We start from the raw sequence: 23,000 nt of genomic DNA on the forward strand, positions 1-23,000 counted from the left end.
TGTTGCGTTAAGTGACTGGCTGTCAGGCTTCCGTCAGTTCGTCTTCCTGCTGCCGCACCAGGGTGAGGCGGTAGCCGACGTTGCGGACGGTGCTGATCAGATTCTCATGGTCCGCGCCGAGTTTGGCGCGCAGGCGGCGGACATGGACATCCACCGTGCGCGTGCCGCCGTAGTAGTCATAGCCCCACACCTCGGTCAGCAGCTGCTGGCGGGTGAAGACGCGGCCTGGGTGCTGTGCCAGGTACTTGAGGAGTTCGAACTCCTTGAACGTGAGGTTCAGCGGTGCGCCGTTGACGCGGGCGGTGTAGCTGGCCTCATCAATGACCACACCGGCCGCCCGGATCTCCGTGGGGGCGTCCTCTTTCTCGGGAACAGCCCGCGCCACCGAGAGCCTGATGCGCGCCTCCACTTCGGCGGGGCCCGCCGAATCAAGCACGATGTCATCCACAGCCCAGGCCGAGGAGACAGCCGCCATGCCGCCTTCGGTCAGGATCAGGACCAGGGGCGCGCTCAGTCCGGTGGCCTTCAACAGTTGCGTAAGGGAGCGGGCGCCCACCAGATCCTTGCGGGCATCCAGGAGCACAATGTCGCACGGGTCAGTCTCCAGCAGGGCGGTGGGCTCAGCTGCGAGGATGTGCACACGATGGTTCAGTAGTTCGAGGGCAGGCAAAATATCCACCGATGAACCAGTGCTGTTCGTCAATAGCAGGATGTGCGACATTGTTCCTCCAAGGGGCGTCCGCGCATCTTCGGGCGACTGAACCGGGTTTTCACCGGCCGGTTCCAGCTAACTGCTCTGGCCTGGGCCGGCTAGGGATCTATCCGGCCGGCAACCGTCGCAGGAAGCGTAGCTGAACTTTGAGTATACCGAACGGCCCTCCCTCGAACAGGGATTCCGCCTGCGCAGACCTTCGTTTTGCGACATATCCGGGTCATATAGGGCAGGATTGAGGAATGGGGCAGAATGCCCTGCCGCGGAGCGCGAAACCGCCGGGTCCAGAGCCAGAATGGGAATGCAGCGAATTGAGTGCAGAGCAGAAACGGCGCACCGAAACAGGCGGGCCCGTTGGGAACCCAGATGTGCGGACGCCGATGCGGTCACTGGGCTCGTGGGTCATCGGGCTCATCGGCATCGTGGGACTCGCGGCCATCATCACCGGCGTGTATGTCTCGCATGAGGCACTCGTCGGCGTCGCAATCATCGTTGCTGTGGCGGTAGGCATCGGCTGGCCCCACTTCCTCCGCATCCCTGCGAAGAAGACCCTTGCCGCCGTGATTGCGCTGCCCGGCGCCGGGTCGGCGCTCGCCGCCGGCTACCTCCCGGCACCCGGATTCCTGGACTGGACACCGTCCTTTATTGCGCTGGGGATGATGGCCGTGTTTGTGGTGCAGCTCATCCGCGGCACCGGACAGGCCAAACGGCTCGAATCCACCCTGGGGTGCTGCGCCGGTGTGCTCCTCTCCTGCCTCGGGGCAGGCTGGATTGCCTGCGCCCGGTTCAACGGCGTCCGCGAGATGATGCTGGTGGCAGCCATCAGCGCAGCCGTGGCACTGCTCGCCGGGCTGATCCGCTGGCCGGATAGGGTAGTGGCGCCACTGGGCATCGTCCTGGCAGGCCTGGCGGGGCCGCTGGCAGGCCTGGTCTTCTCCGACCTTGCCGTGTTGCCGGCCGCGATCTTCGGTGTGGTGGTGGGTGCGGTCCTGGTCAGTTTCCGCCGGCTCGTCACACTCCGCGGGGGTCCACTGAATCTCGCGGCGGCCCTTAGCATGGGTCTGGCCCCTGTTTCCGCTGTGGGCAGCCTCGCGTACTTCATAGACAAACTACTTATCTACTAACGGTTAGGATGGCATCATGTCCGTACTTGCATTTGAAATCTTCTTCCTTGTCCTGCTCGGCGTTGCGAGCCTCGCCATGGCCTGGTTCGCCGGCTTTGTGGTTTACCGGTTGTTCAAAGGCCAGAAGTAAACCCCGTTCCGGAGCGAGTACTTTCCTGAGGTAATTGTTGTGCCGATTGAAATTCCTACAGACCTGACACCTGAACTTGTTCCGCTTTCCTGGCTCATTGGTGAGTGGGAAGGCAGCGGCCGGCTTGGCAGCGGGGATGAAGGTTCAGAACACTTTGTCCAGCACGTTTCCTTCACGCACAACGGACTGCCGTACCTGCAGTACCGCGCGGAGAGCTGGTTAACGGACGACGACGGCACTCGCCTGCGGCCACTCACGGTTGAGACCGGCTTCTGGGCGCTGGAGCGCAAACAGCTTGACGCCGACGGCGGTCCGGGCCTGATTCCGGCGGATATCGTTCCGGCCCTCAAGAGCGCCGACGAAGTCGAAGCCCTGCGCAACAAGGACGGCGGCTTCGACATCTCCGTGTCCATTGCCCACCCAGGCGGGATCTCTGAGCTCTACTACGGGCAGATCAAGGGCCCGCAGATCCAGCTCACCACGGACATGGTGATGCGCGGCAGCCATTCCAAGGATTACAGCGCCGCCACCCGGATCTTCGGGCTGGTGGACGGCAACCTGCTCTGGCGCTGGGACGTTGCCGCGGGTGGCACGGAGCAGCCCGGCAAGGGGCTCGAGGCGCATGCCTCCGCCTTCCTGAAGAAAGTGTCCTGACGCGGCACCGAATCGCCGCCCATCAGTAGAATTAGCTTCCACAGCTTCACTGTCATTCGAGTGAACCAGGGAGCATCATGGCTGCACCGGAGAACCCCACCGACTACAGCGACCTGAAGGCCCTGTTCTTCAACGGCACGCTCAAACGGTCGCCGGAGACCAGCAACACTGGGGGCCTCATAGAGGTCAGCCGCCTCATCATGGAAAAGCAGGGCGTCAGCACACGTGTGATCAGGACCGTGGATCATGACATCGCCAGTGGTGTGTATCCGGACATGACCGAGCACGGCTGGCCATCCGATGAGTGGCCGGACCTGTACCCGGCTGTCAAAGAAGCGGACATCGTAGTGGTGGCCGGGCCCATCTGGCTGGGCGACAACTCGTCCCAGACCAAGAAGCTGATCGAGCGGCTGTACGGCCATTCCGGTGAATTGAACAGCAAGGGCCAATGGGCGTTCTACCCAAAAGTGGGCGGCTGCCTGATCACGGGCAACGAAGACGGCATCAAGCACTGCTCCATGAACGTCCTGTACAGCCTGCAGCACATTGGCTTCACCATCCCCCCGCAGGCAGATGCAGGGTGGATCGGGCCCGTAGGCCCGGGGCCCAGCTACCTGGACGAAGGCTCCGGCGGCCCCGAGTCCGATTTCACCAACCGCAACACCACGTTTATGACCTGGAACCTGCTGCATTTCGCCAGGGTGCTGAAAGATGCCGGCGGGATTCCCGCCTATGGCAACCTTCCTGAAGAATGGAAGGCCGGTACACGCTTCGATTTCGAAAACCCGGAGTACCGAGCCCCAACCGCTCCCTAACCTCGCAAGGCCGCCCAGCAACCCGGTGGTTGAGCCTGTCGAAACCCGGACGGATCTTCGGGAACATGTCGGGACCGGAATACTCACTGACTAAAGGACGTTCCCCCAGTATGACTACCCCCAGCCCACTCCTGTCGCGCCCTGGCGCCGTCGAGGCCTCCGGCCCGGACGCCGGCGTCGCATCCCACTACGGTGAGCCACTGCGCGAGCAGCGCGCACTCGCAGCCGGCACCGCCGTCGTCGACCTTTCCCACCGCGGCGTGGTGACCGTCAGCGGACCGGACCGGCTGACGTGGCTGAACACGCTGTCTTCGCAGCAGGTCACCGGCCTGCAGCCGGGGGAGTCCAGCGAACTGCTCCTGCTGAGCGTCCAGGGCCGGATCGAATTTGACGCCCGCGTAGTGGACGACGGCGGGACCACCTGGCTGATTGTTGAGGCCGCCGAGGCTGCGCCCCTGGCCGAGTGGCTGAACAAAATGCGGTTTATGCTCCGCGTTGAGGTCAACGACGTCTCCGGCGACTGGGCAGTGCTGGGCTCCACCAAGGACGTGGCGGAGTGGGCCGGGCTCCTGGCCTGGCGCGACCCCTGGCCCCATGTTGGTGCCGGCGGGTACGCGTATTCCGTAGTGGCGGAAGCTGAACACCCCGGGCTGGAACGGCCATGGATCGAGTACCTGGTGCCGGCCGCCGAGCTGGTGCAGACGGTTGGGGACCGCCCGCTCGCCGGCATACTGGCCGCCGAAGCCCTCCGCGTGGCTGCCTGGCGCCCCCGGCTGGGCGCGGAAACGGACGACAAAACCATTCCCCATGAACTGGACCTTCTGCGCACCGCCGTGCATCTGTCCAAGGGCTGCTACAAGGGCCAGGAGACCATAGCCCGGGTGCACAACCTGGGCCATCCGCCGCGGCGCCTGGTCTTCCTGCAGCTCGACGGGTCGCAGCACACCATGCCTGCACCGGGCAGCCAGGTCATGTTCGGGGAGCGGAAGGTAGGGACGGTGACCTCCGTGGCCCAGCACTATGAAATGGGTCCGGTGGCCCTTGCAGTCATCAAGCGTTCCGTCGCGCCGGATGAAATACTGACCGTGCTGGACGGCGAGGAACCTTACATTGCCGCCCAGGAAGTGATTGTTGCCCCCGACGCCGGCCAGGTAGTGGGGCGCCAGACAGGATTTTTGAAGGGGACCCGTTCATGACCGAAAACACCACGCCCGGCTCAACTCCGCCCGGCAGCCAAGGGCCCGGCAGCCAAGGGCCCGACGAGGAAACGCTCGCGCTGGCAGAGAAGCTCTTCCAGGCCGCCCGCGAGGGAGACACCGGGCTGCTGCGCGCCTACCTGGAAGCCGGAGCTCCGGCCACAATGACCAACGCGGCCGGCGATTCCCTCCTGATGCTGGCTGCCTACCACGGCCACGCCGAGACGGTGCAGCTGATCCTGCAGCACGGGGCGGAGGCAGACACAGCCAACGACCGTGGCCAGACGCCCCTGGCCGGCGCGGCTTTCAAGGGGTACACGGACGTGGCCCGCCTGCTCCTGGACGCCGGTGCCGATCCCGACGCCGGCACGCCGTCTGCCCGTGCCGCAGCACAGATGTTCGCCCGCACGGAAATCCTCGGCCTGCTGGGAGCCTGACGCTTGGAAAACGTAGCAAGGCCCTGGCCAGCCCTCTGGTCCCTGGTGATCGGGTTCTTTATGATCCTGATCGACACCACCATCGTTTCCGTGGCGAATCCCCGGATCATGGAGGGCCTGAACGCGGACATCAACTCCGTGATCTGGGTGACCAGCGCGTACCTGCTCGCCTATGCTGTGCCGCTGCTCATCATGGGCCGGCTGGGCGACCGCTTCGGGCCTAAGCGCCTGTATCTGACCGGCCTGACGGTCTTCACCCTTGCGTCGCTGTGGTGCGGACTCTCCGGCGACGTCCAGACCCTCATTACGGCGCGCGTTCTTCAGGGCCTTGGCGCCGCCATCATGACCCCGCAGACCATGGCCGTGATTACCCGCATCTTTCCCCCGGACCGGCGTGGCCCCGCGATGGGCATCTGGGGAGCTACCGCCGGCCTGGCAACGCTGGTGGGGCCCATCCTGGGCGGCGTCCTGGTAGATGGCCTGGGCTGGGAGTGGATCTTCTTCATCAACGTTCCGGTGGGCATCGTCGGCTTCATCCTGGCCTGGCGGTTCGTTCCATCCCTCAGCACCCACCCGCATAAATTCGACATCCCCGGCGTCCTGCTCAGCGCCGTCGGGCTGTTCCTGCTGGTTTTCGGAATCCAGGAAGGCGAGACGTACAACTGGGGGACCATCACAGGGCCCATCACGGTGTGGGGGCTCGTCATTGCGGGTATCGCCGTCTTGGCGGTGTTTGTGCTTTGGCAACGCCTCAACAAAGGCGAACCGCTGTTGCCGCTGGGACTCTTCAAGGATCGCAATTTCTCCCTGGCCAACATCGGCATCACCACCGTGGGCTTCGCCATCACCGCTTTCACGCTTCCTCTGATCTTCTACTACCAGATGGTCCGCGGCCTGACTCCAACCCAGTCCGCGCTCATGATGATTCCCATGGCCGTTATATCGGGCGGTCTTGCGCCGGTGGTGGGGAAGATCATCGACCGCGTCAATCCGAAGTTCATCGCCGCAGCGGGCCTGGTCCTGATGTCTGTGGCGCTCTTCTGGAACTCGGCACTGATGCATCCGGATACGCCCATCTGGATCTTCCTGCTCCCCAGCGCCGTCCTGGGCCTCGCCAATGCGGGAATCTGGGCCCCGCTGAGCACCACGGCAACCCGGAACCTCCCGCCGCGCCAGGCCGGTGCCGGCTCCGGGGTCTATAACACCACGCGGCAGATCGGAGCGGTGCTCGGCAGCGCCGCTATTGCCGTGCTCATCCAGGCGCGGCTGGCCGCGGAGCTTCCTGCGCAGGGTCCCGGGGCGGGCGGAATGGAGTTTGCCGGCCGGCTGCCCGAGGCGCTGCACGAGGGATTCTCGACGGCGATGGGCCAGTCCATCATGCTGCCGGCGGCCGTGATCCTGCTTGGGGCGGCTGTGGCGCTGTTATTCGCAAAACCGAAGGCGTTGGATGGCTGGGGTGCGGGGCCGGCACCTGCCGCTGCCGGGGCGGTTCCGGAGAGCTCAACCCGGCCTACGTAGCGGCAGTTCAGCCCAAGTGGACGCTGGTCTGGATGCCGCCGGCGGACAGGCCCAGCATCCTCGCCAGGGCAACCGCCCCGGTGTTGCTGACCTCCGCGCGCCATTGGACCGTCAGCCCGGCTGCCAGTGCTTCGTGGGCGGCGATCGACGCGGCCAGGGAACCCAGCCCGCGCCGCCGCCACTCGGGGTCCACCAGGACGCCCAAGTGGCCCAGCAAACCTTCCCATTCCCCATAGGCACCGCACGCCACCGGGACCCGCCGGCCGTCGACGTCGTGGACGATCGTGTACCTGTTTTCGAGCTCGGACAGTCCCACTTCGTTGACGTCGTCCGGCGGGCATAGCCCTTCCAACTCGATCGCTTCAGGGTTGCCGTGCGAAACGGTCAGTTCCTCGGACGGCTGGCGGAGCGGCAGGTCGTCTGCGAAGAACAGTGCCGCGGCGCCCAGGCCGTGGCCGCCGTGGGACCGGGTGAGGGTCAGGAGGGTTACGTGCTGGGCCAGCTCGTCGTCGGGGATTCCGGCGGCAGCGTCAATGACCCACTGCGGACCCACCAGTGCTGAACTGCCGAAAAGCCTGATGAACTCCACTGTCTTTGCCGCTTCGTCAGCCCTGACCACCCGCTCGCCGGAGGCCAGGGCCGCAGCGAAGGCGCCGTCGTCGAGCCCGAGGTGCCGGGCCCAAGCAAGCTGGATAATGGCGGCGGAACCGGGGTCAAGAGTCATGTCCCCAGCCTAGGCGGCGGACGCTGCTCAACCGAACAGGACGGCCGCTTCGTCGTAGCGGTTCTGTGGAACTGTCTTCAGCTGGCCCAGGGCCTTCTCGAAACCGACGTGCTCGATGTCGGTGCCTTTGAGGGCAACCATGGTGCCCCAGTAGCCTTCCACCACGGAGTCGATGGCGGCCATGCCCAGGCGCGTTGCCAGGACGCGGTCGAACGCGGACGGAACGCCGCCGCGCTGGATGTGGCCCAGGATGGTGGCGCGGGTCTCGATGCCGGTACGTGCCTCGATCTCCGGAGCGAGCTGGTCCGCGATGCCCCCCAGACGGGGGCGGCCGAACGTGTCCAGCCCGCGCTCGGAGTGCGGGGATTCCATGTGGTCCGGAACAAACCCTTCGGCCACAACGATCAGCGGCGCGCGGCCACGGTCGTGGGCTTCCTGGACCCACTCGGTGATCTGTTCGATGCTGACCTTCTGCTCCGGGATCAGGATGGCGTGGGCGCCGGCGGCCATGCCGGCGTGCAGGGCGATCCAGCCCACGTGGCGGCCCATGACCTCGGCGATCATGCAGCGGTGGTGTGACTCGCCCGTGGTGCGGAGGCGGTCGATGGCCTCGGTGGCGATCTGTACGGCGGTATCAAAGCCGAAGGTGTAGTCGGTGGCGTCGAGGTCGTTGTCCACGGTCTTGGGGACGCCCACGATCTTGAGGCCGGCGTCGGTCAGGCGCTTCGCGGCAGCCAGCGTGCCTTCGCCGCCGATCGCGATGATCGCGTCGATGCCGAGGCGGTCCATATGGGCCTTGATGACCTCCGGGCCGCCGCCGTTTTCGAAGGGGTTGGTGCGGGAGGTGCCCAGGATGGTGCCGCCCTGCTTGGCGATGCCGCGGACCATGGTGCGGGGGATGTCGATGATGTCGCCCTCAACCACACCGCGCCAGCCGTCCAGGAAGCCTACGAATTCGTGGCCGTGGATGGCGATGCCTTTGAGGACCGCTCCGCGGATGACGGCGTTCAGTCCCGGGCAGTCGCCACCGCTGGTAAGAATTCCAATTTTCATTTCTCTGCTCTAATCCTCGTTGAAGGGCGTATGGGCAGAGCGCCACGCTGAGCTCACCTAGATTGTAGTCGGTGGTGTGCGTTACGACACAAACCGGTTACAAAAGGCCCGTTCCATGGCAAGGACCACGGCGCATGTCCGTCAGGACGACGCCGGGGCGGAGGCGCCTGGTCACGGACAACGAAAAGGCCCCCGCTCCCGGAAGGATTCCGGGGGAGCGGGGGCCTGCGGTTCGTGTGCTCAGATGCCAGGATCAGCTGATGGAGCGGCGGTCCAGGAAGTTCTGCAGCGGGATGGAGTTCCTCTGGTCAGGAAGGACCAGCCAGGCCGCGAGATAGAGGACGACGGCCGGTCCGGGGAGGAGGCAGAAGACCAGGAAGGCGATCCGCACAAAGGCCACATCCACGTTGAGCTTGGCTGCGAGTCCGCCGCACACGCCGCCCAACCAGCGTTCCGGACCGCGTTTCAGGCCGAAGCCCCTGACGATGCTGAAAAACTTGTCCATGGCTCAAGACTTCCCTGTTGTGGGCTCGTTGTCACGTTTCCGGGCCGACAGCAGGCCGCCGACCACCAGGGCTGCACCGGCTCCGATCATGAGCCCGATCAGCACGTAGGTGCCGTTCAGGGTCACCACGCCCAGCTGGGCAACGATGATGATGGCGGCCAGCGCCAGGACGATGAGGCCCCAGACTATGGTGCCCACGCGGGCGGATGGCTGCTGCGGTGCGTCGGCTCCGGACTGGTGTGCCGCCGTCGTGCTTTCTGACGGGGATGCGTCCGGTGCCGGATCAAAGCTGCTCATGTCAGTTTCCTTCCTGGATGGTGATATTGCTGAAGGTGCCGTCGATCTCCACGACCAGGCTGGGCCCGGGCTTGTCGGTGTTGTAGCGCGTTTCCCCCGAGGTGTTGCCGCCGCGGTGCGCGTCGCCTTCGTTGAGATTGCCCATGGTCATGTCGGCTTCAATCTTGACGGGGACGTCGTCCGGGATGACCACGGTGACGTTGCTGGCTGTGACGTCCAGGGGAACCACGACGTCGGACGGCAGCGGGGCGGTGAGGTTCATTTTGGTGAGGTCGAGGTTGCCGCGACCCGCGGTGACGTTGTAGCCGTCCCGCGCCTGTTCAATGCTGATGGGCGTCCAGGCGACCTGGGTGAAGCGGACCCTGTCGCCGTTGCCCACAACATTGAATATGCCGCCGATGACCAAGGCCACTACGGCGAAGAAGCCGAGGATCCCGGACGTCTTTCCGCGCAGCCCGGCGATGAGGATGCCGAGGCCCAGGACGGCTGCGCCGCTGGCCCAGACGATCGCGTTGGCGGCGTCGCCGAGGTTGATCACGTTGGCGGCGTCGAGGGCTTTCAGCCCGCCGCCCACCAGGAGCGCTGTACCTGCGGTGATGGCCACGGCGGGGGCTCCAGGTCCGGAAGGACGGGCCTTGGGAGCCGGGGCCGGGCCCTGGGGCGGCTGGTAGCCGCCGTAATTACCGCCGCCGTAGCCGCCGCCACCGCCGTATGTGTCGCTGCCGTAGCCGCTGCCGTACTTGTCACCGCCGGGGAACGAACCGCCGGAGGGAGGGGTGGGGCCGAAGGGCGGCGTCGGTGCGTACTGGGGGTTCCCTGCAGAGCCCGTATCAGTCGCTGCGTAGGGCGAGGTGTACGGGGCCACGGGGTAGGTGGTTGGGTATGACGAAGAGAAGGAGGCGTTTCCGGCGCCGGCCGGCTGCGGTGTGGTGTTCATGGGAGCTCCGTTCCGGACCCTGTTGCGTTGTGTCAGGTAGTAGATGAGGTAGATGGCGCCGCCCACCCAGAAAACGGTCCAGAAGAATCCGCCGAAGCCGTTGCGGCTCCAGCCCCAGAATCCGCCGCCGAGTCCGGTCAGGCCCACGACGGTGGTGACCAGCGCGCCGGTCATGCCGCTCGACCATCTGCCGGCGCCGGCTTCCTGGACGTGGATGCGCCCGTCGGGCTCGGGCAGGAAGGCCCAGGCAATGCCATAAAGCAGGACGCCGACGCCGGCGAACAGCGTCAGCACGATGAAGATGCCCCGGACAATCAGCGGGTCAATGCCCATCCGGTGCGCGATGCCACCGGAGACGCCGCCGATCCAACGGTCGCGTCCGCGCTGGATGCCGTGGCTGCGGATCCAGGTGAAGAAGTCTGTTGACTGGCCGGGCACCTGGGGGCCGGCGTAGGGGCCTGCTGCCGGAGGCGGCAGGAGGGGTTCGGTGTGCTGGTCCTGTCCGCGGGGAGGGAGGGGTTCCGTGGGCTGGCCGTCGTCGGGGGTGGGGGTCTGCGAGTTCATACTTCGATCCTGCCGTCCGGGGCGGTTCGGCTCTACTGGGGAACACCCTGACTCGTCCCTGAGTTACCCCCGGTTCCGGCCGGAACCAGGTCCGGGGAACCCTGATCCGTGCTTGGATTGACACATGAGCACCGCCTTTACCCGCCCACCGCTGGTCCGCAGCACCGACCGTGTCATCGCGGGCGTATGCTCCGGGCTCGCGGCGCATCTGGGCTGGCCGGTGAAGAATGTCAGGATGGGCATGGCGCTCGCAACCCTCGCCGGCGGTGCCGGTCTGGCGTTCTATGCGTGGCTGTGGATCATGGTCCCCACCGCGGACGAAAGCGCCCGCCGCAATGCCCGGCGCCCGGCGTCGCCCATTGCCCCGACGGTGAGCCTGGTTCCCCCGCCTTCAACGGCGTCGCAGTCTTCGGGGCAGGCTGCCGCAGGCGCGCAGTGGGGAATGCCCGACGGCGGTGCTTCCGCTCCGGCCGCTGCCTACGGTACGGCCGCTGCTGACCCGCCTGCGGCAGGGTACGGCGCCGACGCCAGTCTGCCGTGGTTCCGGGTGCGCAGCATGCGGTATGGCAAGGAGATCCTGCTGGGAGCCGGCCTCCTGTTGGTGGCGGGCATCATGGTCGCCCAGCTCCTGGGCGTGGACGTGCCCCTGGGGACCCTCATTCCCGCGGCCGCCGTGCTGGGCGGAGCAGCCATCGCCTGGACCCAGCTCGACGAAACCCGCCGCGCCGGGCTGGTGGACAAAACCAAAGCCGATCAGGCCGGCGGCTGGGCACGTCTGGCCGCTGGCCTGGCGCTGGTGGTGGCCGGCGTCCTGGTGATGGTGTCCGGCTCCGGATCCTGGGAACAGACCTGGCTGGCGCTGCTGGCCTCGGTGGCGGTGCTGGGCGGTGTGGTGCTGGTGCTGCTGCCTTGGGCACTCAAATTCTGGCGTGACCTGGAGACCGAGCGCGCAGGCAGGATCCGCGAAACTGAGCGTGCCGAGATAGCGGCCCACCTGCACGATTCCGTGTTGCAGACCCTCGCCCTGATCCAGCGGCGGGCGGCCAACGAACACGACGTGGTCCGCCTGGCCCGGGCCCAGGAACGTGAACTGCGGGGCTGGCTGTTCCAGGACCCCGGCAAGGAAGCCGGCCAGCTTTCGGACCGGATCAAGGCCGCCGCCGCCGAGGTGGAAGACTTCCTGGGCAACGCCGTGGAGGTGGTGAGCGTGGGGGATGCCGCCATGACAGAAGCTCACGAAGCACTGGTCCAGGCCAGCCGCGAGGCCATGCTGAACGCGTCCCGGCACGGCGGCGGAACCGTTTCGGTGTACCTGGAAGTCTCAGACGGGCGCAGCGAGGTCTTCGTGAAGGACCGGGGCCCCGGCTTCGACCTGGACGACGTGCCAGAGGACCGGCTGGGCGTCCGGGAGTCGATCATTGGCCGCATGAAGCGCCACGGCGGGACGGCTTCCATCACCAGCACCCCCGACGGCACAGAGGTGCGCCTGGGCCTCCCGGCACGCCACCCGGACAAGGCGCTTAACCCGCAAAACGCGGAAGGAAAATCATGAACAACGCGCAGGGGACCGGGCCCATCCCCCGGACACAGCCGGTCCGGGTAGTGATCGTGGACGACCACGCCATTTTCCGGTCCGGCCTCAAAGCCGACCTTGACGCGAGCATCCAGGTGGTGGGGGAGGCCGCCACCGTGGAGCAGGCCATCGCGGTGATCGCCCGGGAGCGGCCCGAGGTGGTACTCCTGGACGTCCACCTCCCCGGCGGCCTGGGCGGCGGCGGGCGCGAAGTCATCGCAGGCTCCGCGGCGCTCCTGGGAACCACGAAGTTCCTGGCCCTGAGTGTCTCGGACGCCGCCGAGGACGTGGTGGCGGTCATCCGGGCCGGGGCCCGAGGCTACGTCACCAAAACCATTTCCGGGGCCGAGATCACCGACGCCGTGTTCCGGGTGGCGGGCGGGGACGCCGTGTTTTCGCCGCGGCTGGCAGGCTTTGTGCTGGATGCTTTCGGGACGGCTCCGGCCGACATCGCCGACGACGAGCTGGACAAGCTCTCCGCCCGCGAGCTGGAGGTGATGCGCCTGATCGCCCGCGGTTACAGCTACAAGGAAGTGGCCAAGGAACTGTTCATCAGCATCAAGACCGTGGAAACCCACGTGTCTGCCGTGCTGCGCAAGCTCCAGCTTTCCAGCCGCCATGAGCTGACCAAGTGGGCGGCGGAGCGCCGCCTCCTCTAGCCCGCCCACCCCGGACGCTCTTTCACTTCCTGTGGCTTAACCGCAAACGCTCTAGCACTCTCCTAAAGAAAGTGATAGAGCGTTTGCGTTTTCCTACAGGAAGTGGGAGAGCGTCCTACTTGGCTTTGCCCAGGAAGTCCTGGAGCCGGGCCACGCCGGTGGCCAGGTCCTCATCGCCAAGGGCGTAGGAGAGCCGCAGGAAGCCGGAGGGGCCGAAGGCCTCGCCCGGAACCACTGCAACCTCGACCTCGTCGAGAATCAGGGCAGCCAGTTCGGCGGAGGTCGACGGCGTCGCGGTGCCTGCCGCCGTCGGGAATTCCTTCCCCAGCAGCCCGCGGACGTCCGCGTACACGTAGAAGGCGCCCTTCGGCGTCGGGCATTCGACTCCGTCGATGGCGTTGAGTCCGGCGACTATCGCCTTGCGGCGTCGGTCGAAGGCCACCTTCATCTCGTCCACGGCGGTCAGCGGGCCGGAGACCGCGGCGAGGGCGGCGATCTGCATGATGTTGGAGACGTTGGAGGTGGCGTGGGACTGCAGGTTGGTGGCGGCCTTGATGACGTCGGCGGGGCCGATCATCCAGCCCACACGCCAGCCGGTCATCGCATAGGTCTTGGCTACGCCGTTGAGGATGACCACTTTGTCGCCCAGTTCAGGGGCGGCGGTGGCGATGGAGGTGAACGGAACGCCGTCGTAGGTCAGGTGCTCGTAGATCTCGTCGGTGACCACCCAGAGGCCCTTTGACGCTGCCCATTTGCCGATTTCGGCGACCTGCTCGGGGGAGTACACGGAGCCTGTGGGGTTGGACGGCGAGACGAACAGGAGGATTTTCGACTTCTCCGTGAGGGCGGCTTCCAGCTGCTCGACCGTGACCAGGTAGTCCTGCTCGGGGCCGGCGAACACCTCGACCGGGACACCGCCCGCGAGCCGGATGGCCTCCGGGTAGGTGGTCCAGAACGGCGTGGGAACAATCACTTCGTCGCCCGGATCCACCAGCGTGGCGAACGTGTTGTACACGGCCTGCTTGCCGCCGTTGGTGACCAGCACCTGGGACGGGTCCACGGTGTAGCCGGAATCGCGCAGGGTCTTCTCTGCGATGGCTTTCTTCAGTTCCGGCAGGCCTGCGGCGGGTGAGTAGCGGTGGTACTTGGGCTGGCTGGCAGCCTCAATGGACGCCTTCACGATGTAGTCCGGGGTGGGGAAGTCCGGCTCGCCCGCGCCGAAGCCAATAACCGGCCGGCCGGCCGCCTTGAGCGCCTTGGCCTTGGCATCAACGGCCAGGGTTGCGGATTCGGCAATGGCGGATATGCGCTTGGAGACGCGGGCGGAAGGCATGGCGGGTCCGTTCTTCGCTTGCAGCTCGGTGGCTGAATGGTGGAAATCGACGAGATCTACTCTATGCTGTTCAGCGGATCGATCGGATTGTCGGCGTGGATGTGACTGCAGGCCAGGGGCACACATGAAGGCGGAACGAAGGTCAGGAACGGGCTGGTTCGACGTAGACGAAGTTGTTGCGTAGACTGGTTCACCGGTGTTGAAACACGGATGATGACGTGCGCCCCAGTGAAAGCTGGCAATCGCGGCAGGGTTCGTTTTTCCTCCCATAGGGTAGTGGCGCAATTGGTAGCGCAGCGGTCTCCAAAACCGCAGGTTGCAGGTTCGAGTCCTGTCTGCCCTGCGCAAGCTGTTCCAGCGGAATGCCGGAGCACGCGCAGTAACCATGGTTCTGATCAGGACCGGGTAATCCAACATTGCAAAGATGAGCGAGGACCAGGTGACCGAAACAGCTGCCAGCAGCTCCAAGGGCCGCCCAGCTAAGAAGGACGCCAAGGCAAACTTCTTCGCTCGTATTGCACTCTTCATTCGCCAGGTCATCGGCGAACTGAAGAAGGTTGTTGCACCAACCCGCAAGGAACTGATCAATTACACGCTCGTGGTGCTGGTATTCGTGGCCATCATGATGGTCATCGTCAGCCTGCTGGATCTCGGTTTTGGTACCGCGGTCAGCTGGGTCTTCGGCGGGATCGCTCCCGGAGACCGCTAAGGCGCACCGTCCGCAGGCCGCGTGGCACTGACCGGGTAACCGGTAAGAATCCACGGGGTGTGCGGAATTGAGCCATTTAAATAGGCATGTTAGGCAATGAGGAAGCAGGAGACCAAGTGTCTGAGCAGGAGCTCGAGGTAACCGAGACTGAGCTGGAAGAGTCCACGGACAACACGGCGGCCCCCACGGTCGAAGCCGGTGAAGAGTCCGAGGTTGAGTCCGCTGCGCCCGATTCCGCCGACACCGACGACGATTCTGACGTTGCAGAGGATTCCGCTACGGCGGACGCCGACGACGATTCTGACGTTGCAGAGGATGACTCCGACGAGGATCCCGATTCAGAAGGCGACGAAGCTGACGCGGACGCCCTGGCAGCCGCAGCCGCCAAGGCTGAGGTTGACCCCGCCGATGAGTTCAAAGCCAAGCTTCGCCGCCAGGAGGGTGACTGGTATGTCATCCACTCCTACGCCGGTTACGAAAACCGCGTCAAGGCCAACCTTGAGACCCGCATCCAGACCCTGGACATGGAAGATTACATCTTCGAAATCCAGGTGCCGATGGAAGAGGTCGTTGAGATTAAGAACGCTCAGCGCAAGGTCATTAACCGTGTCCGCATCCCCGGCTACGTCCTGGTCCGCATGGACCTGACTGATGCCTCGTGGGGCGCCGTCCGCCACACTCCCGGTGTTACCGGCTTCGTGGGTAACGCCCACAACCCGGTGCCGCTGCGCCTCGACGAAGTCTTCTCCATGCTCGCGCCGGTCTTCGAAGAAGAGCAGGCCGAAAAGGGCAAGCCGGTTAACAAGCAGTCGCAGACCCCGGTTGACGTCGACTTCGAGGTCGGCGAGTCGGTCATCGTCAAGGAAGGTCCCTTCGAGACCCTCCCCGCCACGATCTCCGAGATCAAGATTGAATCCCAGACCCTCGTGGTGCTGGTTTCCATCTTCGAACGCGAAACTCCTGTCACCCTGGCGTTCAACCAGGTCAGCAAGATCTAGCAACCCGCACAGAATTCGTTCCGGACTGCCCGCTTAGCAGCACCGGAACGGCCGGCCGCCTCGCCATGGCGGCCAACAACCTGAGGCACGCTCCTGTGTCCCAGGAAGATATTGAGAGAAGGACCTTACATTGGCTCCCAAGAAGAAGGTCACCGGCCTCATCAAGCTGCAGATCCAGGCAGGTGCCGCTAACCCGGCTCCGCCGATCGGTCCTGCACTTGGCCAGCACGGTGTCAACATCATGGAATTCTGCAAGGCGTACAACGCTGCCACAGAAGCCCAGCGCGGAAACGTTATCCCCGTGGAAATCACGGTCTACGAAGACCGTTCCTTCACGTTCATCACCAAGACCCCGCCGGCTGCAGAGCTCATCAAGAAGGCTGCAGGCGTTGCCAAGGGTTCACCCACCCCGCACACCGTCAAGGTTGCAAAGCTGACCCAGGCCCAGGTCAACGAGATCGCCACCACCAAGATGGAAGACCTCAACGCCACGAGCCTCGAAGGCGCAGCGAAGATCATCGCCGGCACCGCCCGTTCGATGGGTATCACCGTAGAGGGCTAATAGCCCAACCGCCGGGCGACCGGCAACCAGAATCATTGAAATGTCGCGGGATCCTTGCAGGATCCTCGACTGTGGCAGGGCCCAGCGCGGTCCGCAGACCACAACTGCACAAGGAGAAATAGCAGCATGGCAAAGCGCAGCAAAGCATATGAGGCAGCAGCCGCCAAGATCGACGCGGAGAAGTTCTACGCGCCGTTCGAGGCAGTAACGCTCGCCAAGGACAGCAACCCGTCCAAGTTCGACGCCACCGTTGAGGTTGCCTTCCGCCTGGGCGTTGACCCTCGCAAGGCTGACCAGATGGTCCGCGGCACGGTCAACCTGCCCCACGGCACCGGCAAGGTCTCCCGCGTCCTCGTCTTCGCAACGGGCGACAAGGCTGACGCGGCAATCGCTGCCGGCGCCGACTTCGTTGGTTCCGATGACCTGATCGAAAAGATCGCAGCCGGCTGGACCGACTTCGACGCCGCCGTTGCCACCCCTGACCTCATGGGCAAGGTTGGCCGCCTCGGTAAGGTCCTGGGTCCGCGTAACCTGATGCCGAACCCGAAGACCGGCACCGTGACCGCTGACGTCGCCAAGGCCGTCAACGACATCAAGGGCGGCAAGATCGACTTCCGCGTCGACAAGCACTCGAACCTGCACTTCATCATTGGCAAGGTTTCCTTCGACGCCATCAAGCTGGCCGAGAACTACGCAGCAGCACTGGAAGAGGTCCTTCGCCTGAAGCCGTCCGCTTCCAAGGGCCGCTACATCCAGAAGGCCACCGTGGCCACCACGTTCGGTCCCGGCATCTCCGTTGACCCCAACGTCACGAAGGTCCTGACCGAGGTCTAGTCCTCACAGCGACTCCTGCCGGACCTGTCCGGCACACCGAGGGACCGTCCGGCATTGCGCCGGGCGGTCCCTTTGTCTTTGCGGGCCCCTCGACTAAACCGTTTGGATGATTAGGCTGGGGTGATGACCGCGTTGGCCATCACCCAAGTCAAGGTCCCGCCAGTGCCCGACGGCGGCACAGCCTTGCGCGAGCAAAGTCCGGACAGCGCCACTGACTTCCAGGAGTGCCACGCGCTGCTCGAAGCGCACGAACTGGAGAAGTGGGGTGACCTGGACCGCTGCCCCACATTCCTCGAGGACATGGAGTTCTGGCGCGGCAGCGAATACGAGGAGAGGCAGCTTTTCATCGCAAAGCGGGGCCGGGAGACCGTAGGCATCTGCTCGGTGACGCTGCCGCTGCGCGAAAACATCTCAACCGCCGGCATCCACGTCCTGGTGTCGCCTCCCTTTCGGCGGCAGGGCTGGGGACACCGGCTGCTGGAACACGCGGAAGCCGTGGCCGTCGGGCGGGGCCGGACGTCCCTGGACGGCTACTGTGAGTTGCCGGCTGAGCAGGTGGACCGGGCAGATCGGCTCCTACACGCTAAATCGGGAGCGGGCGGACTCCCCGTGGATGATCCCACCATCGCCTTCGCTAAGGCCGCCGGCTATGAACTGGAGCAGGTGGAGCGGGCCAGCCGCCTCACCTTGCCGGTCCCGCCGGGCCACCTTCAGGAACTTGAGGCCGCGGCATTCCTCCGGGCGGACGGCTACAACGTAGTGACCTGGGGCGAGAAGTGTCCGGACGAACTCGTGGCCGAGTATGCCATCCTCAAAAACCGGATGAGCACCGATGTGCCGACTGCCGGACTGGGCTGGGAAGCCGAGGACTGGGACCCGGCCAGGGTGCGGTATGAAGAACAATCGAACAGCCGGGGCGGGGTACAGGTCCAGGTCGCAGCAGCGCTGCATAAGTCCTCCGGCCAGCTCGTGGCCTATACGGTCCTGAACTGGCGGCCGGGCGTTCCCGCGAGCATCACCCAACAGGACACGCTGGTGACCGCCGAGCACCGGGGAAAGAGGCTGGGGCTGCTGATCAAAGCTGCGAACCTGAGGGCCGCCCAGGACCGGTGGCCGGCAGCTCGCTCGGTGCTCACATGGAACGCGGTGGAAAACCAGCATATGCTGGCGATCAACATAATGCTTGGATTCAGGCCTGCTGGTTATGAGGGTGAATGGCAGAAACGGCTGGGATGATGCCCCTTATGGCTAAAGATGTACAGATCGAGCAACTCTGGATCCCCGACTCCCTCGACGCGCCTGACGCAGCGGATTTCCTGGCCGCAGTGGAGGTAGGCCGCAAGGTCAGAATGCAGACATGGGGGAGTGACGACCTCGCGTACACCCCACTGGAAAAACTGCTTGAACTGGCTGATCCCTATGAACGCCAGATTATTCTGGTGGCCAAGGTCGACGGCCAGATTGTGGGCGCCGTGGACATCGCCCTGCCGCTGACGGACAACCTTGACCTGGCCGAATTCACCCTGGACATCCTGCCCGAAATCCAGCGGCAAGGGGTGGGCCGCAAGCTCCTGCTGGCCGCTGAACACCTGGCCCGCAGCGAGGGCCGCACGCAGATCCTAGTGGATACCAACCATCCCGGCGCCTCGCTGCACGAGTTCGAAAAGGCGCAGCTGGTCCCGGGCTCGGGGCAGGGTTTTGTGCCGCTGGAAAGCCGGGAAGTCGAATTCGCCCGCAAGACCGGCTACACGCTCCAGCACATTGAGCAATTCAGTTCCTGTGTGCTGCCGCTGGACACCAAGCTGGTGGCCGATCTGACCGCCGAAGCAGACGAAGCCAATAACGGCCGTTACCGGCTCCATCACTGGACTGACCGCTGCCCGGATGAGTGGCTGGAAGCCGTGGCGACGCTGGAAAACCAAGCGGGTGCCGCCGTCGATCCTTCCCTGGAGACTCCCATTGAGCAGGACATGGTGTTCGACGGCGGGATCCTCCGTGAAGCCGAAGAGGTCACCATCGCGCAGGGACGCCGGACGGTGGTCACCGCCGTCGAGCATCTCGCCACCGGAGCTTTCGTGGGGCTGACCACCATCAGCGTTCTGGCCCACCGGCCGGATGTGGTGTTCCAGGATGACACCCTGGTCCTGCAGGAGCACCGCGGCAACAAACTGGGCCTGCTGATCAAGGTGGCCAACATGGAGCGGCTCACCGAGCAGTTCCCCGATGCCCGGGTCATCTACACCTGGAACGCGCCGGAGAACAGGTACCTGCTGACGGTCAACCAGCAGTTGGGCTTCACTACCGCCGGTGTGACCGGTATCTGGCAAAAAGAGCTGCCGCACCTGGGGACCAGCAAGAGCTGAGCCACGATTCGCCCGATTTGGTAGAGGGGCGGCGCGTCCCGTAAGCTTGAACTACCAAAGACCGTCGGTTGTTGGAAATCCATTCTCCTGAACGCAGCTCAACTCTGCAGTTGTGCGCGGGAGGCCAAGTGGGTTTCTGGACGAAGGACCCTGACATAGGGCGGCCGGCGCAGGTGAACGAAGCAAACGCTCCACGGCAACAGCCATGTTGAGCCAAGCCCCGTGCATCTGCGCGGGGCGTTTTTAGTTTTAGCTCACCTGAGCGGGGACCGTCGCATACCGGCACTATCCCCGGAAGGAGGGTTATGGCAACGCCTACAAAGGTTTCAGCAGTAGCTGAGATCACTAACGATTTCAAGGAATCGAACGCCGCTGTCCTGACCGAATACCGTGGGCTCACCGTTGCACAGCTCAAGCAGCTGCGTGTTTCTCTCGGCCAGGACACCAAGTTCTCGGTCGTCAAGAACACCCTGACCGCCATTGCAGCCAAGGAAGCAGGCGTTGAAGCATTCAACGACCAGCTCTCCGGCCCCACTGCAATCGCGTTCATCAAGGGTGACGCAGTTGCCGCTGCCAAGAGCCTGACGGATTTTGCCAAGGCCAACAAGCAGCTGGTCATCAAGACCGGTTACTTCGAGGGCAAGGCACTGAACGCCAGCGAAGTTGCTGCCCTGGCAGCACTCGAGTCCCGTGAGCTGCAGCTCGCCAAGGTTGCAGGCATCCTCAAGGCTCCTGCTGCCGCCGCTGCACGCATCATCGACGCACTGCGCCTCAAGCTTGAAGAAGAGAACGGTGCACCGGCAGCTGCCGAGGCTCCCGCCGCTGAAGAAGCCCCCGAAGCAGCTGCAGAGGCTCCCGCCGAAGCACCCGCTGCCGAAGAGAACTAGTTTCTCTTTACCCACCAGACTCCGGTGCGAAGGCAACGGCCCAGGCCGCCAAGCACCACCTATAGGAAGGACGCCACACCATGGCGAAGCTCACCAACGAAGAGCTCATTGAAGCTTTCAAGGAACTGACCATCATCGAGCTCTCCGAGTTCGTCAAGCTCTTCGAAGAGACCTTCGAAGTTACTGCTGCTGCTGTTGCAGTTGCCGGCCCCGCCGGTGGCGGCGCTGCTGAAGAAGCCGAAGAGAAGACTGAATTCGATGTCGTCCTCGAATCTGCTGGCGAAAAGAAGATCGCAGTGATCAAGGAAGTTCGCGCCATCACTTCCCTCGGTCTCAAGGAAGCTAAGGACGTTGTTGACAGCGCTCCGAAGGCTGTTCTCGAAGGCGTCACCAAGGAAGCTGCCGAAAAGGCAAAAGAGCAGCTCGAAGCTGCCGGCGCTACCGTTACCCTCAAGTAACTCACGCTGCTTCACGGAAAACCCCGTCCACTTCGGTGGGCGGGGTTTTCCTGCGTTTAACCCCAACGCGGGGTCAGATACGGCCCTTGAAATGCCCTCTATTGGGCAGTATCTGAACCCGCGTTGCTAGTTCGGGTCCGAGATGTCAGCGACGACGGCGCCGAGTGCCGAGGTGAGCGCATCGGCCTCAACGAAGGCGCTGTAGCCGTGCTCGCCGGCGCCCATGGAGATCCGGCGGCCCGTGATGGTGGCATCGGCGTAAACGGGCCAGGCAGTGGTGCTGCCGAGGGGTGTGATGGTGCCGCGCTCGTAGCCGGTAGCGTCCAGGGCGACGTCGGCAGTCGGCAGCGACAGCTTGTTCACCCCCACCAGGGCGCGCAGCTTGGGCCAGGAGATCTGCCGGTCGCCCGGAATCAGCGCAAACAGGAACGTCCCGTCCTTGTGCTTGACCACCAGCGACTTCACAATGTCCGCCGGGGTGATGCCCAGGATCCCGGCCGCCTCCTCCAGGCTGCGCGCCGCCATCCGCTCCACGATCTCCACGTCGAGGCCGCGCGCGGCGGCATCAGCCAGGAAGCGCTGACGTCCGACGGCGGCGCTTCCGTTGCCGGCCTGCCCCACCATCAGTCCCGGTACAGCAGGAGGGCTTCGCCCTGGCCGCCGCCGCCGCACAGGGAGACTGCGGCTTTGCCGCTGCCCCGCCGCTTGAGTTCATGGGCCGCGTGCAGGGCCAGCCGGGCACCTGAGGCTCCGATCGGGTGGCCCAATGCGATGGCGCCGCCGTGGATGTTGCACTGGTCCAGCGGGTAGTCCAGGTCCTTCAGCGACTGCACTGCCACGGAACCGAAGGCTTCGTTGATTTCGATGAAGTCCAGGTCCTTCGTGCTCCAGCCCGCACGCTGCAAGGCGTTCATGATGGCGTTGGACGGCTGCGAATGCAGGGAGTTGTCCGGGCCCGCAACCTGGCCGGGCTTGCCCACAACAGCCAGGTAGTCCAGACCGTTGTCCTCGGCGAACTGGCGGGATGCCAGCACCAGTGCGGAGGCGCCGTCGGACAGGGGAGAGGAGTTGCCCGCCGTGATGGTTCCGTCGGTGACGAACGCGGCCCGGAGGCCGGCCAGGGTGTCGACGGACGTGTTGGGCCGGACGCCCTCGTCGGTGGCGACAACCACCGGATCGCCCTTGCGTTGCTTGACGCTGATAGGTGCGATCTCGTCGTCGAAGATTCCGTCCTTGGCAGCCAGTGCGGCGCGCTGGTGCGATTGGGCGGCCACATTGTCCTGTGAAGCCCGGTCGATTCCCAGCGACAGGTTCTTGGTCTCGGTGGACAGGCCCATGGACTGGCCGTCGAAGGCATCGGTCAGGCCATCATGGGCGGCCACATCCAAAGCCTGGATGGCCCCGTAGGTCCAGCCCTGGCGGGAGCCTGGCAGCAAGTGGGGCGCCCGGGTCATGGATTCCTGGCCGCCGGCCACCACCACGGTGGCGTCGCCGCTGCGGATCATCCGGGCCGCGTCGATCACGGCGGTAAGCCCGGACAGGCACACCTTGTTGATGGTGACAGTGGGGACGTTCCAGCCGATGCCCGCGCCGATGGCGCTCTGCCGCGCGGGGTTCTGCCCGGCGCCCGCCTGCAGCACCTGGCCCATGATGACCGCGTCCACCTTGCCTGCGTCCACACCGCTCGCGGTGAGCGCCGCCTTGATGGCGTGCGCGCCGAGTTCGACGGCGGTGAAGCTCGCCAGTTGCCCGTTCAGGCGCCCCTGCGGGGTCCGCGCTGCTGCCAGGATGACAACGTCAGTGTTGTCCGTGGAGTTGCCCATTGTGATCTCTTCCGCTCTGTAAACGATGTAGGCCAAGGCTATCGTGAGCCTCATCACCTACTAGTCCAAACGCAGAAGCGGCGCCGGTGATTCCGTGCGGACCGGCTCTGGTCTTGCCCTCGGGGCCGGCGGCGG

At 64.9% G+C, this 23,000-nt stretch carries 25 protein-coding genes and 1 tRNA gene; 17 read left to right on the top strand and 9 right to left on the bottom strand.

All coding sequences use genetic code 11. From position 1 onward, the window contains the following. Positions 1-22: 22 nt before the first annotated feature. Positions 23-721 (bottom strand): winged helix-turn-helix transcriptional regulator, encoded by a 699-nt coding sequence (locus tag J2808_RS01210; RefSeq protein WP_309810431.1) that lies wholly within the window; start codon positions 719-721, stop codon positions 23-25. 380 nt (positions 722-1,101) lie between these two features. On the opposite strand from J2808_RS01210, the gene J2808_RS01215 reads away from it, so the two are divergent. From J2808_RS01215 to J2808_RS01240, 6 genes are all read left to right on the top strand, one after another. Next, on the top strand, positions 1,102-1,836 hold the full coding sequence (locus J2808_RS01215; protein WP_309811809.1) for a permease: 735 nt from the start codon (positions 1,102-1,104) through the stop codon (positions 1,834-1,836). Between the two features lie 169 nt (positions 1,837-2,005). Next, positions 2,006-2,620 carry a nitrobindin family protein gene (locus J2808_RS01220; protein WP_309810434.1) on the top strand — a complete coding sequence of 205 codons (615 nt, stop codon included), beginning with the start codon at positions 2,006-2,008 and terminating at the stop codon, positions 2,618-2,620. 77 nt (positions 2,621-2,697) lie between these two features. Beyond that, complete coding sequence (locus J2808_RS01225; protein ID WP_309810442.1) at positions 2,698-3,435, top strand: flavodoxin family protein; 738 nt, start codon at positions 2,698-2,700, stop codon at positions 3,433-3,435. A gap of 110 nt (positions 3,436-3,545) precedes the next feature. Continuing rightward, positions 3,546-4,631 (top strand): CAF17-like 4Fe-4S cluster assembly/insertion protein YgfZ, encoded by a 1,086-nt coding sequence (ygfZ, locus tag J2808_RS01230; RefSeq protein ID WP_309810444.1) that lies wholly within the window; start codon positions 3,546-3,548, stop codon positions 4,629-4,631. Next, positions 4,628-5,068, top strand: coding sequence for an ankyrin repeat domain-containing protein (locus tag J2808_RS01235; RefSeq protein WP_309810447.1), 441 nt, complete (start codon positions 4,628-4,630; stop codon positions 5,066-5,068). Before ygfZ ends, J2808_RS01235 begins: the two co-directional genes overlap by 4 nt. Positions 5,069-5,071: 3 nt before the next feature. Then, positions 5,072-6,586, top strand: a complete 1,515-nt coding sequence (locus J2808_RS01240) for a DHA2 family efflux MFS transporter permease subunit (protein WP_309810450.1) — start codon at positions 5,072-5,074, stop codon at positions 6,584-6,586. A 7-nt stretch (positions 6,587-6,593) separates the two neighbouring features. On the opposite strand, the gene J2808_RS01245 is transcribed toward J2808_RS01240, so the two are convergent. From J2808_RS01245 to J2808_RS01265, 5 genes are all read right to left on the bottom strand, one after another. Continuing rightward, positions 6,594-7,310, bottom strand: a complete 717-nt coding sequence (locus J2808_RS01245; protein WP_309810453.1) for a GNAT family N-acetyltransferase — start codon at positions 7,308-7,310, stop codon at positions 6,594-6,596. A gap of 27 nt (positions 7,311-7,337) precedes the next feature. After that, positions 7,338-8,363 carry an ATP-dependent 6-phosphofructokinase gene (locus tag J2808_RS01250; protein WP_309810456.1) on the bottom strand — a complete coding sequence of 342 codons (1,026 nt, stop codon included), beginning with the start codon at positions 8,361-8,363 and terminating at the stop codon, positions 7,338-7,340. Positions 8,364-8,616: 253 nt separating this feature from the next. Then, a complete protein-coding gene (locus J2808_RS01255; protein WP_309810459.1) occupies positions 8,617-8,868 on the bottom strand; it encodes a PspC domain-containing protein in 252 nt (83 codons plus the stop codon). Between the two features lie 3 nt (positions 8,869-8,871). Then, positions 8,872-9,165: a hypothetical protein gene (locus tag J2808_RS01260; protein WP_309810462.1), complete on the bottom strand. Its 294-nt coding sequence runs from the start codon at positions 9,163-9,165 to the stop codon at positions 8,872-8,874. Position 9,166: 1 nt separating this feature from the next. Next, positions 9,167-10,666, bottom strand: coding sequence for a PspC domain-containing protein (locus J2808_RS01265; protein ID WP_309810465.1), 1,500 nt, complete (start codon positions 10,664-10,666; stop codon positions 9,167-9,169). Positions 10,667-10,790: 124 nt separating this feature from the next. Between J2808_RS01265 and J2808_RS01270 the strand changes: the two genes are divergently transcribed. Next, entirely contained in the window at positions 10,791-12,218 is a 1,428-nt protein-coding gene (locus tag J2808_RS01270) for an ATP-binding protein (protein WP_309810468.1), read from the top strand. After that, the gene (locus tag J2808_RS01275; RefSeq protein ID WP_309810473.1) at positions 12,215-12,898 is read left to right on the top strand and encodes a response regulator transcription factor; all 684 of its coding nucleotides are present in this window, start codon (positions 12,215-12,217) and stop codon (positions 12,896-12,898) included. The genes J2808_RS01270 and J2808_RS01275 overlap by 4 nt, the downstream gene beginning before the upstream one ends. 115 nt (positions 12,899-13,013) lie before the next feature. On the opposite strand, the gene J2808_RS01280 is transcribed toward J2808_RS01275, so the two are convergent. Then, complete coding sequence (locus tag J2808_RS01280) at positions 13,014-14,231, bottom strand: pyridoxal phosphate-dependent aminotransferase (protein ID WP_309810476.1); 1,218 nt, start codon at positions 14,229-14,231, stop codon at positions 13,014-13,016. Positions 14,232-14,501: 270 nt separating this feature from the next. Here J2808_RS01280 and J2808_RS01285 point away from each other — a divergent pair. The 9 genes from J2808_RS01285 (at position 14,502) to rplL (ending at position 21,042) form a co-directional block, all read left to right on the top strand. Further along, positions 14,502-14,574: transfer RNA gene (locus J2808_RS01285), tRNA-Trp, on the top strand. 81 nt (positions 14,575-14,655) lie between these two features. Continuing rightward, positions 14,656-14,940, top strand: a complete 285-nt coding sequence (gene secE, locus J2808_RS01290) for a preprotein translocase subunit SecE (RefSeq protein WP_164205861.1) — start codon at positions 14,656-14,658, stop codon at positions 14,938-14,940. A gap of 116 nt (positions 14,941-15,056) precedes the next feature. After that, a complete protein-coding gene (gene nusG, locus J2808_RS01295; protein ID WP_309810480.1) occupies positions 15,057-15,938 on the top strand; it encodes a transcription termination/antitermination protein NusG in 882 nt (293 codons plus the stop codon). 130 nt (positions 15,939-16,068) lie between these two features. Beyond that, positions 16,069-16,500 carry a 50S ribosomal protein L11 gene (gene rplK, locus J2808_RS01300; protein WP_024365990.1) on the top strand — a complete coding sequence of 144 codons (432 nt, stop codon included), beginning with the start codon at positions 16,069-16,071 and terminating at the stop codon, positions 16,498-16,500. Between the two features lie 126 nt (positions 16,501-16,626). Further along, on the top strand, positions 16,627-17,334 hold the full coding sequence (gene rplA / locus J2808_RS01305; RefSeq protein WP_309810491.1) for a 50S ribosomal protein L1: 708 nt from the start codon (positions 16,627-16,629) through the stop codon (positions 17,332-17,334). Between the two features lie 123 nt (positions 17,335-17,457). Beyond that, positions 17,458-18,570, top strand: a complete 1,113-nt coding sequence (locus J2808_RS01310) for a GNAT family N-acetyltransferase (protein WP_309810494.1) — start codon at positions 17,458-17,460, stop codon at positions 18,568-18,570. An 8-nt stretch (positions 18,571-18,578) separates the two neighbouring features. Continuing rightward, on the top strand, positions 18,579-19,697 hold the full coding sequence (locus tag J2808_RS01315) for a GNAT family N-acetyltransferase (protein ID WP_309810497.1): 1,119 nt from the start codon (positions 18,579-18,581) through the stop codon (positions 19,695-19,697). A 305-nt stretch (positions 19,698-20,002) separates the two neighbouring features. After that, positions 20,003-20,584 (top strand): 50S ribosomal protein L10, encoded by a 582-nt coding sequence (gene rplJ / locus J2808_RS01320; RefSeq protein ID WP_309810499.1) that lies wholly within the window; start codon positions 20,003-20,005, stop codon positions 20,582-20,584. A gap of 80 nt (positions 20,585-20,664) precedes the next feature. Further along, positions 20,665-21,042 carry a 50S ribosomal protein L7/L12 gene (gene rplL / locus J2808_RS01325; protein ID WP_164205871.1) on the top strand — a complete coding sequence of 126 codons (378 nt, stop codon included), beginning with the start codon at positions 20,665-20,667 and terminating at the stop codon, positions 21,040-21,042. A gap of 126 nt (positions 21,043-21,168) precedes the next feature. Here the strand turns inward: rplL and J2808_RS01330 are convergent, their stop codons facing one another. Both J2808_RS01330 and J2808_RS01335 read right to left on the bottom strand, forming a co-directional pair. Next, on the bottom strand, positions 21,169-21,666 hold the full coding sequence (locus tag J2808_RS01330; protein WP_309810505.1) for an aminoacyl-tRNA deacylase: 498 nt from the start codon (positions 21,664-21,666) through the stop codon (positions 21,169-21,171). Continuing rightward, positions 21,666-22,865 carry an acetyl-CoA C-acetyltransferase gene (locus tag J2808_RS01335; RefSeq protein ID WP_309810508.1) on the bottom strand — a complete coding sequence of 400 codons (1,200 nt, stop codon included), beginning with the start codon at positions 22,863-22,865 and terminating at the stop codon, positions 21,666-21,668. The genes J2808_RS01330 and J2808_RS01335 overlap by 1 nt, the downstream gene beginning before the upstream one ends. Positions 22,866-23,000: the final 135 nt, after the last annotated feature.

Source organism: Pseudarthrobacter sulfonivorans, from assembly GCF_031454915.1.
GTDB lineage: Bacteria > Actinomycetota > Actinomycetes > Actinomycetales > Micrococcaceae > Arthrobacter > Arthrobacter sulfonivorans_C.

Coding starts and splice junctions, on each gene's coding strand:
- J2808_RS01210 (WP_309810431.1), bottom strand. CDS start 721: ATGTCGCACATCCTGCTATTGACGAACAGCACTGGTTCATCGGTGGAT.
- J2808_RS01225 (WP_309810442.1), top strand. CDS start 2,698: ATGGCTGCACCGGAGAACCCCACCGACTACAGCGACCTGAAGGCCCTG.
- ygfZ (WP_309810444.1), top strand. CDS start 3,546: ATGACTACCCCCAGCCCACTCCTGTCGCGCCCTGGCGCCGTCGAGGCC.
- J2808_RS01235 (WP_309810447.1), top strand. CDS start 4,628: ATGACCGAAAACACCACGCCCGGCTCAACTCCGCCCGGCAGCCAAGGG.
- J2808_RS01245 (WP_309810453.1), bottom strand. CDS start 7,310: ATGACTCTTGACCCCGGTTCCGCCGCCATTATCCAGCTTGCTTGGGCC.
- J2808_RS01250 (WP_309810456.1), bottom strand. CDS start 8,363: ATGAAAATTGGAATTCTTACCAGCGGTGGCGACTGCCCGGGACTGAAC.
- J2808_RS01255 (WP_309810459.1), bottom strand. CDS start 8,868: ATGGACAAGTTTTTCAGCATCGTCAGGGGCTTCGGCCTGAAACGCGGT.
- J2808_RS01260 (WP_309810462.1), bottom strand. CDS start 9,165: ATGAGCAGCTTTGATCCGGCACCGGACGCATCCCCGTCAGAAAGCACG.
- J2808_RS01265 (WP_309810465.1), bottom strand. CDS start 10,666: ATGAACTCGCAGACCCCCACCCCCGACGACGGCCAGCCCACGGAACCC.
- J2808_RS01270 (WP_309810468.1), top strand. CDS start 10,791: ATGAGCACCGCCTTTACCCGCCCACCGCTGGTCCGCAGCACCGACCGT.
- J2808_RS01275 (WP_309810473.1), top strand. CDS start 12,215: ATGAACAACGCGCAGGGGACCGGGCCCATCCCCCGGACACAGCCGGTC.
- J2808_RS01280 (WP_309810476.1), bottom strand. CDS start 14,231: ATGCCTTCCGCCCGCGTCTCCAAGCGCATATCCGCCATTGCCGAATCC.
- secE (WP_164205861.1), top strand. CDS start 14,656: ATGAGCGAGGACCAGGTGACCGAAACAGCTGCCAGCAGCTCCAAGGGC.
- rplA (WP_309810491.1), top strand. CDS start 16,627: ATGGCAAAGCGCAGCAAAGCATATGAGGCAGCAGCCGCCAAGATCGAC.
- J2808_RS01310 (WP_309810494.1), top strand. CDS start 17,458: ATGACCGCGTTGGCCATCACCCAAGTCAAGGTCCCGCCAGTGCCCGAC.
- J2808_RS01315 (WP_309810497.1), top strand. CDS start 18,579: ATGGCTAAAGATGTACAGATCGAGCAACTCTGGATCCCCGACTCCCTC.
- rplJ (WP_309810499.1), top strand. CDS start 20,003: ATGGCAACGCCTACAAAGGTTTCAGCAGTAGCTGAGATCACTAACGAT.
- rplL (WP_164205871.1), top strand. CDS start 20,665: ATGGCGAAGCTCACCAACGAAGAGCTCATTGAAGCTTTCAAGGAACTG.
- J2808_RS01330 (WP_309810505.1), bottom strand. CDS start 21,666: ATGGTGGGGCAGGCCGGCAACGGAAGCGCCGCCGTCGGACGTCAGCGC.
- J2808_RS01335 (WP_309810508.1), bottom strand. CDS start 22,865: ATGGGCAACTCCACGGACAACACTGACGTTGTCATCCTGGCAGCAGCG.